Annotated in this window: 10 protein-coding genes; 5 read left to right on the top strand and 5 right to left on the bottom strand. The window is 67.4% G+C overall.

Annotated features, from left to right (window positions below):
* Positions 1-137: 137 nt before the first annotated feature.
* The 5 genes from cysE to LO50_RS09040 all read right to left on the bottom strand — a co-directional run bounded on the left by cysE (position 138) and on the right by LO50_RS09040 (position 4,607).
* A complete protein-coding gene (gene cysE / locus LO50_RS09060) occupies positions 138-881 on the bottom strand; it encodes a serine O-acetyltransferase (RefSeq protein WP_037041230.1) in 744 nt (247 codons plus the stop codon).
* On the bottom strand, positions 878-2,023 hold the full coding sequence (nifV, locus tag LO50_RS09055) for a homocitrate synthase (RefSeq protein WP_037041233.1): 1,146 nt from the start codon (positions 2,021-2,023) through the stop codon (positions 878-880). Before nifV ends, cysE begins: the two co-directional genes overlap by 4 nt.
* A 38-nt stretch (positions 2,024-2,061) precedes the next feature.
* Positions 2,062-3,270, bottom strand: coding sequence for a cysteine desulfurase NifS (gene nifS / locus LO50_RS09050; RefSeq protein ID WP_042921134.1), 1,209 nt, complete (start codon positions 3,268-3,270; stop codon positions 2,062-2,064).
* 1 nt (position 3,271) lies between these two features.
* The gene (gene nifU / locus LO50_RS09045) at positions 3,272-4,222 is read right to left on the bottom strand and encodes a Fe-S cluster assembly protein NifU (RefSeq protein ID WP_011912527.1); all 951 of its coding nucleotides are present in this window, start codon (positions 4,220-4,222) and stop codon (positions 3,272-3,274) included.
* 61 nt (positions 4,223-4,283) lie between these two features.
* Positions 4,284-4,607 (bottom strand): HesB/IscA family protein, encoded by a 324-nt coding sequence (locus LO50_RS09040; RefSeq protein ID WP_011912526.1) that lies wholly within the window; start codon positions 4,605-4,607, stop codon positions 4,284-4,286.
* Between the two features lie 390 nt (positions 4,608-4,997).
* Between LO50_RS09040 and LO50_RS09035 the strand changes: the two genes are divergently transcribed.
* The 5 genes from LO50_RS09035 (at position 4,998) to LO50_RS09015 (ending at position 8,746) form a co-directional block, all read left to right on the top strand.
* On the top strand, positions 4,998-5,804 hold the full coding sequence (locus LO50_RS09035; protein ID WP_042921129.1) for a TOBE domain-containing protein: 807 nt from the start codon (positions 4,998-5,000) through the stop codon (positions 5,802-5,804).
* Positions 5,805-5,815: 11 nt separating this feature from the next.
* A complete protein-coding gene (gene modA / locus LO50_RS09030) occupies positions 5,816-6,568 on the top strand; it encodes a molybdate ABC transporter substrate-binding protein (RefSeq protein ID WP_042921126.1) in 753 nt (250 codons plus the stop codon).
* A gap of 6 nt (positions 6,569-6,574) precedes the next feature.
* The gene (gene modB, locus LO50_RS09025) at positions 6,575-7,255 is read left to right on the top strand and encodes a molybdate ABC transporter permease subunit (protein WP_042921123.1); all 681 of its coding nucleotides are present in this window, start codon (positions 6,575-6,577) and stop codon (positions 7,253-7,255) included.
* 12 nt (positions 7,256-7,267) lie between these two features.
* Complete coding sequence (modC, locus tag LO50_RS09020) at positions 7,268-8,365, top strand: molybdenum ABC transporter ATP-binding protein (RefSeq protein WP_011912522.1); 1,098 nt, start codon at positions 7,268-7,270, stop codon at positions 8,363-8,365.
* A 162-nt stretch (positions 8,366-8,527) separates the two neighbouring features.
* A complete protein-coding gene (locus tag LO50_RS09015; RefSeq protein WP_037041244.1) occupies positions 8,528-8,746 on the top strand; it encodes a Nif11-like leader peptide family natural product precursor in 219 nt (72 codons plus the stop codon).
* Positions 8,747-9,016 lie beyond the last annotated feature (270 nt).

Genomic DNA, 9,016 nt, shown 5'->3' with positions numbered 1-9,016 from the left:
AGCAGCGGCTGCTCCGCCGTGCCGGTGGCGTACTGCGCCGACGCCTCGTCCAGCAGCGCCGCGACGCGCGGCTGGCGCGGCTCGTCGAAATACAGGCCGGCGCCGTCGAAATCCTGCAGGTCCATGGGCGTGCTCCGTCAGCGCCCGGCCATGGCCGGACAGTCGTTTTCACACAGGCTGTTGTCCGGCTGGCATTCCTGGTAGCGCCGCTGCTGGCTGCCGGCGGCGACCAGGCCGCCCTGCTCGACCTGCTTCTCCAGGCTGTCCAGGCGCTCCAGCAGGCAGGCGATGGCCTTGCCCACCGGGTCGGGGATCAGGTGATGGTCGAGATCGATGCCATGCACGTTGGGCCGGCCGGCCTCGCGCAGGCGGACCACCTTGCCGGGGATGCCGACCACCGTGCAGCCGTCCGGCACGTCCTGCACCACCACCGAGTTGGCGCCGACCCGGGCATTGGCGCCGATGCTGATCGGCCCGAGGATCTTCGCCCCGGCGCCGACCAGCACGCCGTCGCCCAGGGTCGGATGGCGCTTGCCCTTGCACCAGCTGGTGCCGCCCAGGGTCACGCCGTGATAGAGGGTGACGTCGTCGCCGATCTCGGCGGTTTCGCCGATCACCACCCCGGCGCCATGGTCGATGAAAAAGCGCGCGCCGATGCGGGCACCGGGATGGATGTCGACGTTGCTCAGCAGCCGCCCGAGGAAGCCCAGCAGGCGCGCGGCATAGCGCCACTCGCGGCACCACAGGCGATGCGCGAGGCGGTAGAGCATGATCGCGTGCACCCCCGGATAGGTGGTCAGCACCTCCAGCGTGGAGCGCGCGGCGGGGTCGCGCTGGAATACGCAGCGCACATCGTCGCGGCATTCGCGGTACAGGTTCATGCGGCACCTCCGGCCAGGGCCAGGCCCTGTTCGCACAGCTGCTGGTAGAAACCCTGCAGATCGGCGCTCTGCGGGCTGCGCTTGGTCTGCGTGGAGAAACGGCGGATGCAGCCGAGCAGTGCCCGGCTCTGCCACTGCTGCAGTTCGATGCCCAGCTCGCGGTAGCTCAGCTCGACCATGTGCGCGCCGGAATGCTTGCCCAGCACCAGGCTGTGGCTGCGCCCGAGCTCGTCGGGGTTGAGCCCCTCGTAGTTGCGCCGGTGCTTGAGCAGGCCGTCGACGTGGATGCCCGCCTCGTGGGTGAACACCCCGGCGCCGACCACGCTCTTCTGCCAGGCCACCTGGCGCCCGGAAGCCTGCTCCACCAGCGCCGAGATCGAGGGAATGCCGCGCACGTCGATGCCGCAGTCGATGCCGTGGAGGTGCTTGAGCGCCAGCGCGCATTCCTCCAGCGCGGCGTTGCCGGCGCGCTCGCCGAGACCGTTGACCGTGGTGTTGATATGCGTGGCGCCGCCGCGCACGGCCGCCAGGGTGTTGGCCGTGGCCAGGCCGAAGTCGTCGTGGGCGTGCACTTCCAGCTCCAGATCCAGGCGCCCGGCGAGAAAGCGGAAGCGCTCGTGCATCACGAACGGCTCCATCACCCCCACCGTGTCGGCGAAGCGCAACCGCCGCGCGCCGGCGGCCTGGGCGACGTCCGCCACGCGGACGATGAACTCCGGATCGGCGCGCGAGGCGTCCTCGCAGCCCAGGCACACCTCCAGCCCGGCATCGCGCGCCGCGCCCACCAGTCGCGCGACCTCGCGCAACGCCCAGTCACGGTCGCGGCCAAGCTTGTGCTGCAGCATCAGGTCGGAGACCGGCAGCGACAGGTCGACCATGCCCACGCCGGTGCCGCCGGCGGCCAGCAGGTCGGCGTCGCACAACCGGCACCAGGCCAGCAGCCGTACCGGCAGGCCCAGCCCGGCGATGGCGCGCATCACCTCGCACTCCTCCTCGCCCATGCTGGGAATGCCGATCTCCAGCTCCGGCACGCCGAGCTGTGCCAGGGCGCGGGCAATGGCGAGCTTCTCCTCGGCGCTGAAGGCGACCCCGGCGCTCTGTTCGCCGTCGCGCAGGGTGGTGTCGTCGATCACGATGGACATGCTGAACCTCCTCGGCGCTGCGGGCGGCCACTTGGTCGTCAGGCGTAGACCGGCGCGAACGAATCGCCCACTGCCTCGGCCGGGCCGTTACCGCTCCAGTAGGGCGACAGCTTGCGCAACTGGGCGATGATCGGCGGCACCTCGCGGATCACGTAGTCGATCTGCTCCTCGGTGGTGTAGCGCGACAGCGAGAAGCGCACGCTGCCATGGGCCGCCGTGTAGGGAATGTCCATCGCGCGCATCACGTGGGACGGTTCCAGCGACCCGGAGGTGCAGGCCGAACCGCTGGAGGCGGCGATACCGACCTTGTTCAGCAGCAGCAGGATGGCCTCACCCTCGATGTATTCGAAGGCGATGTTGGCGGTGTTCGGCAGGCGATTGCCCGGATCGCCGGTGACGAAGGCATAGGGCACGGCGGCGAGAATGCCGGCCTCGAGCTTGTCGCGCAGGCGGCGGACCTCGGTGTTCTCGTGTTCCATGAAGGCCAGCGCGCGCTCGGCGGCGACCCCCAGGCCGATGATCGACGCCGCGTTCTCGGTGCCGGCGCGGCGCCCGCGCTCCTGGTGGCCACCGCGCAGCAGCGGCCGGAAGCGCGTGCCGCGGCGCAGGTAGAGCACGCCGACGCCCTTGGGCGCATGCAGCTTGTGGCCGGACAGCGAGAGCATGTGGATGGCGCTGTCCTTGAGGTTCATCGGCACCTTGCCGACCGCCTGCACCGCATCGCTATGGAACATGACCCCGGCATCGTCGGCCATCTGCGCCATCTGCTCCACCGGGAACAGCGTGCCGGTCTCGTTGTTGGCCCACATCACCGAGACGATGGCCACGTCGTCGTCGAGCAGCGCGGCGTACTCGTCCAGATCCAGGCGGCCCTTCTTGTCCACCTTGAGCTTGTGCACGGTGTAGCCGTCCTCGGCCAGGTAGTCGCACAGGCTGAGGATCGCCGGGTGCTCGACCACCGTGGTGATGATCGTCTTGCGCTCGGGCTGGGCCTTGAGCGCCGAGAGGATCGCGGTGGAATCGGCCTCGGTGCCGCAGGAGGTGAACACGATTTCCGAGTCGTACTCGGCACCGAGCAGCCGCTGCACGCTCTGCCGCGCCTTCTTCAGCGCCATGCCGACTTGGTTGCCGAAGCTGTGCATCGACGAGGGGTTGCCGAACTGCTCGGTGAAGAACGGCAGCATGGCCTGCACCACTTCGTCATCGACACGGGTGGTCGCGTTGTTGTCGAGATAGATGCCGCTCATCTCACACCTCCGCCATCGCGCTGTGGGCCGGGGAGCTGACCGGGACCACCTTGACGAACTCGCCGAGTTCCTCGATCAGCCGCTGCTGGATGCCGGACAACGTCATGCTGGCCATCTGGCAGCCGGTGCAGGCGCCGGTCAGCTTGACGTAGATGTTCTTGCCCTCGACATCCAGCAGCTCGACGTCGCCGTGGTCGCGCTGCAGGGTCGGGCGGATCGATTCGAGCACGCGTTCGATGCGGCGGATGCGCTGCAGGGTGGTCATGCGCGGCGCGGTGGGCGCCGCCTGCGGAGCCGCCGGCGGGGTTTCCAGGGTCACCAGCGGCGCCTTGGCCTTCTTCGCCGCCTTGGCGCCGGTACCGGCCGGAACGAAGATCTCGCCGCGCGCGGCCAGTTCCTCGACCAGCAACCGCTCGATGCCTTCGTGGCAGGACGAGCAACCGCCGCCGGCCTTGGTGTAGTTGGTCACGTCCTCGACGCTGGAGAGCCGGTTGGCGCGGATGGTCTCGCGCACCATCACCTCGTCGATGGCGAAGCACTTGCACACCAGCGCGCCTTCCTCGTGGTCGTCCTCGAGGGTTTCGCCGCGGTAGTTGGCCACCGCCGCCTGCAAGGCCTCGCGACCCATCACCGAACAGTGCATCTTCTCCGGCGGCAGGCCGTCGAGGAAGTCGGCGATGTCCTGGTTGCTGATCTTCAGCGCCTCGTCGACGGTCAGCCCCTTGATCATCTCGGTCAGCGCCGAGCTCGATGCGATTGCCGAGCCGCAGCCGAAGGTCTGGAAGCCGGCGTCGAGAATCACGTCGGTGTCCGGATCGACCTTCAGCGACAGCCGCAGGGCATCGCCGCAGCTCAGCGAGCCGACGTCACCGACGGCATTGGCCTCGGCCACGGCGCCGGCGTTCTTCGGGTTGTAGAAGTGTTCTTTGACCTTTTCCGAATAATCCCACATGACGGCTGATCTCCCGGTGAATGCTGGGTGGCCGGTCGTGGCCGGCCGCCTCGAATGGCGCTTAGCAGGCGAAGGACTTGCCGCAGCTGCAACCGCTGCTGGCGTTCGGGTTGACGAAGGTGAAGCCGCTGCCTTCCATGCTGTCGACGAAGTCCATGGTCACGCCGTCGAGCAGCGGTGCGCTGGCGTCGTCGATCAGCACGGTGAAGGCGCCGCAGTCGACCTGCTGGTCCCCGTCGAGGCCTTGCTCTTCCAGCTTCAGGCTGTACTTCAGCCCCGCACAGCCGCCGCCCTCGACGCGGATGCGCAAGCCGGCGGTGGGTTTGTCGGCGTTGCTGATGAAGCGGTTAATCGCACTCTTGGCGCTTTCAGTCAGGGTAATCATCGGCATGTCTCCTCGGCTGTGGCGGCGATCTGGCCACCCGGCACAGGTACTTCTGCAACGCCCATGCCCAGCCTTGCCAAGCTGAAAAACAATTATTTTTCAAATACATATAGATTCATCGCACGACCTTCCCGCTGTCGCGAACGGTACGCATGGGGCGCAATGTCGGCTTTGCGACACACCAGGCCGCGGTTCCTCGGGCGGGCCGGAATACCTCTGTAGCGCTATATACAAAACGATATAGCGCATCACACAATGTCATCTTCCAGACAGCTCACGGGGCCTCCATGAAAGCATTAACTTTTTGATTTTCATGGATTTATTTGAAAACACAGACCTGGATGCATTCTTGCTTGCTCCAGGCCCAGAGCCGGAGCCCGAGGAAACGACATGAACGAAGCGGACCTACCCCTGCGCATCGACGGCCAGCTCTGGTTCAACCGGGGCGAGAAAGGCTATCTGGGCGGCAAGCGCATCGACCTGCTGGAGCAGATCGAGGCCACCGGTTCCATCAGCCGCGCCGCCAAGGCCATCAAGCTGAGCTACAAGGCCGCCTGGGATGCAGTGGATGCCATGAACAACCTGTCCGAGCGGCCGTTGGTGATCTGCTCTGCCGGCGGCGCCCAGGGCGGCGGCACGCGCCTGACCGACTTCGGCCGCGAGATGCTCCACGTATGGCGGCGCATGCAGGCCGAATACGAGCGCTTTCTCGCCCAGGTCGCCGAGGGCATCGAAGGCTTCGACGACATCGACCGGCTGCTGAGGGCCATCGCCATGAAGACCAGCGCACGCAATCAATTCCGCGGCCGTATCACCGCCGTCGACAAGGGGGCCGTCAACGGCAGCCTGCGCCTGGACATCGGCGCAGGCCTGTGCATCAGCGCCACGCTGACCAACGACAGCATCGACGAACTGCAGTTGGCGCCCGGCAATACCGCCATGGCGCTGATCAAGGCCAGCTTCGTGCTGCTCTCGCCCGATCCTGACGTGAAGATCAGCGCCCGCAATCGCCTCACCGGCACCATCAGCGCGCTGATGCCGGGCGCGGTGAACTGCGAGGTCAAGCTGCTGCTGCCGGGCAACCGCACCCTCAGCGCCGTGATCACCAACGAGAGCGCCGAAGAGCTCGGCCTGGCCCTGGGCCAGCCCTGCACCGCGCTGATCAAGGCATCCCACGTCATCATCGCCGTCGATTGAAAGGAGTCGCCATGCACCCCGTCCGCCATTTCTGCGCCGCCCTGCTGCTCTGCCTGCCACTAACCGCCATCGCCGACGACGTGCAGGTGGCCGTGGCGGCCAACTTCACCGCACCGATGCAGAAAATCGCCGCCGCCTTCACCCGCGACACCGGCCACCGCGCCGTGCTGGCCTTCGGCGCCACCGGCAAGTTCTATGCGCAAATCAACAATGGCGCGCCTTTCGACATCCTGCTGGCGGCCGACGACAGCACACCGGCACGACTCGAGGACGAGGGTTCCGGCGTCGCCGGTAGCCGCTTCACCTATGCCATCGGCAGCCTGGTGCTGTGGTCGGCGCGCGAGGGTTATGTCGATCCGCAAGGGCGCATCCTCGCCGACGGCGACTTCCGTCACCTGGCCCTGGCCAATCCCAAAACCGCCCCCTACGGCGCCGCAGCACTGGAAGCCCTCGAGCGCCTGGGCCTGCGCGAACGGCTGCAGCCACGCTTCGTGCAGGGCGAGAACATCGCCCAGGCCCACCAGTTCGTCGCCAGTGGCAATGCCGAGCTGGGCTTCGTCGCGCTGTCCCAGGTGACCGAGGACGGTCGCATCGCCCGCGGCTCGGCCTGGGTGGTGCCGGCCGACCAGCACGCGCCGATCCGCCAGGACGCCCTGCTGCTTCGCCATGGCGAGGGCAACCCGGCGGCACAGGCGCTGCTCGACTACCTCAGGGGCGATACCGCCGCCGCGCTGATTCGCGCCTACGGCTATGAGCTGGACTGAACCGCGATGATGCTCGACAGCGTCGATTTCGCAGCGATCTGGCTGACCTTCAAGCTGGCCAGCCTCACCACCGCGCTGCTGTTGCTGCTCGGCACGCCGCTGGCATGGTGGCTGGCGCGTACCCATTCGCCGCTCAAGGGGCCGGTCGGCGCAGTGGTGGCACTGCCACTGGTGCTGCCGCCGACCGTGCTGGGCTTCTATCTGCTCACCACCATGGGCCCTAACGGCCTGGTTGGCCAGCTGACCCAGAGCCTGGGCCTGGGTCTGCTGCCCTTCACCTTCGCCGGTCTGGTGGTGGGCTCGGTGCTCTACTCCATGCCCTTCGTCGTGCAACCCCTGCAGAACGCCTTCGAAGCCATCGGTGAGCGCCCGCTGGAAGTAGCCGCCACCCTGCGCGCCAGTCCCTGGGACACCTTCTTCAGCGTGGTACTGCCGCTGGCGCGGCCGGGCTTCGTCACCGCCTCGATCCTCGGCTTCGCCCATACCGTCGGCGAGTTCGGCGTGGTGTTGATGATCGGCGGCAACATCCCCGGTGTCACCCGCACGGTCTCGGTACAGATCTTCGACCACGTCGAGGCCATGGAGTACGCCCAGGCCCACTGGCTGGCCGGCGGCATGCTGGCGTTCTCCTTCTGCGTGCTGCTGGCGCTGTACTCCAGCCGCCGTTTCAAGTCCGGCCTCAATTGAAGGGACTCGTGCATGAACGACTCACCAACCGCCGGGCAGATCCACGCCCGCTTCCGCCTGACCTGGCCCGGCTTCGAACTGGACGTCGACCTCGCCCTGCCTGGCCGCGGCGTGACGGCGCTGTTCGGCCATTCGGGCTCGGGCAAGACCACCTGCCTGCGCTGCGTCGCCGGCCTGGAGCGCGCCGGCGAGGCGTACCTGGAAGTCAACGGCGAACGCTGGCAGGACAGTGCGCGCGGGCTGTTCGTCCCGACGCACGCGCGCGCCCTGGGTTATGTATTCCAGGAAGCCAGCCTGTTCCCGCACCTCACGGCACGGCGCAACCTCGAATACGGCCTGCGTCGGGTCAAGGCCGCCCAGCGCCGGGTGGACTGGGACCATGTGGTGAACCTGCTGGGTATCGACCACCTGCTGGAGCGCCTGCCGGGAACGCTGTCCGGGGGTGAGCGCCAGCGCGTCGGCATCGCCCGCGCCCTGCTCACCAGCCCGCGCCTGCTGCTGATGGACGAACCGCTGGCGGCGCTGGACCTCAAGCGCAAGAACGAAATCCTGCCCTATCTGGAACGCCTGCACGACGAACTCGACATCCCGCTGCTCTACGTCAGCCATTCGCCGGACGAAGTGGCGCGGCTGGCCGATCACGTGGTGTTGCTCGACCAGGGCCGGGCGGTAGCCGCCGGCGGCCTGCGCGAAACCCTGGCACGACTGGACCTGCCCACCGCCCTCGGCGAGGACGCCGGCGTGGTGGTCGAATCCCACGTGGCCGAACACGACGACGCCTACCATCTGACCCGCCTGACCTTCCCCGGCGGCGAGGTACTGGTGGCGCAGCGGCCGGAAGCGCTCGGCCAGCGCCTGCGCTTTCGCGTGCATGCCCGCGACGTCAGCCTGGCGCTGACCCGTGCCGAGGGCAGCAGCATCACCAACCTGCTGCCGGCGCGAGTCGAAGCGCTGGCCGCGGCAGATACCCCGGCCCACGTGCTGGTGCGCCTGGATGCCGGCGGCACGCCGCTGCTGGCGCGCATCACTCGCCGCTCGGCCGACCAGTTGGGCATCGCTCCCGGGCTGCCGCTGTGGGCACAGATCAAGGCCGTGGCCCTGCTGGGTTGAGCCCGGCTGTTGTCCGATTGTCGCCAATACGACAATCGGCAGCTCGTCAAAACCTCATAAGCCATTGATATTCAATGGAATGATCTCAGGCATCGATGTTGCTATGGCATGCCTCGCCAGCCGTTCGGCGCTGGTTCCAGTCATCGCAACAGAGAGAACCCTATGTCCATCAAGGAAATCCAAGCCTTCTCGAACCAAGCCCTGAACGACCCGGCGCTCGGCGAAAAACTCAAGGCCTGTGAAAAGGTCCGCGACGTGATCGCCCTCGGCAAGGAACACGGCTACAGCATCATCGAGGACCTGCTCTATCCGCCGAACGAGCCACAGTTCAGCGAAGCCCAGCTGTCGCCGAAGATGGCCAAGGCGCTGCTGCGCGCCTGAGGTGCGGGAGGTGGCTGAGCGCCAACACGTCAGCCATCGGTCCGCGCATCCGTCACGAGGTTACATTTCGGCACGCAGCAGCAGGGTGGGCTTCAGCCCACTTCGATGACGCCCATTGCCTGGAATGGGTGGGCTGAAGCGGAACGCCACCCGGCCCACCCTACGGGACTGCTTTGTGGAGGCCCGACCCCGGGGCGATGCTTTTCAGTCTTTGGCAGGCCTACCGGCCTGCATCGCCGCGAGAGCGCGCCCACGGGGGCTCGGTGCTGC

This window comes from Stutzerimonas stutzeri, assembly GCF_000935215.1.
GTDB lineage: Bacteria > Pseudomonadota > Gammaproteobacteria > Pseudomonadales > Pseudomonadaceae > Stutzerimonas.
The sequence above is the reverse complement of the archived record's forward strand: the minus strand, read 5'-3'. Positions and strand labels throughout refer to the sequence as shown.